1 protein-coding gene is annotated in these 244 nt (G+C 71.3%); it reads left to right on the forward strand.

Going from position 1 to position 244, the window contains the following annotated elements:
• On the forward strand, nt 1-244 hold a 244-nt coding region (locus WDW90_RS40355), incomplete at both ends, for a TolC family protein (protein ID WP_336493141.1).

Raw genomic sequence — 244 nt, forward strand, 5'->3', positions numbered from 1 at the left:
GCTCAATGCGGGCCGCGCGGGCGTGCGGGCGACCGACGAGACCGTCGCGCAGGCGCAGGCGGGCTACCGCCCCACCGTCGCCGTCTCGGCCGATATCGGGCTGCAGCAATTCGAGGGCCGCCTCAGCGGCCAGCAGTTCAAACAGACGACCCGGCCCGGCGGCGCCGGCCTGACCGTCAACCAGACCCTGTTCAACGGCTTCCAGACCGACAACAACACCCGGCGCGCGGAATCGAACGTGCTG

The organism is Methylobacterium nigriterrae (assembly GCF_037106235.1).
Taxonomy (GTDB): domain Bacteria; phylum Pseudomonadota; class Alphaproteobacteria; order Rhizobiales; family Beijerinckiaceae; genus Methylobacterium; species Methylobacterium nigriterrae.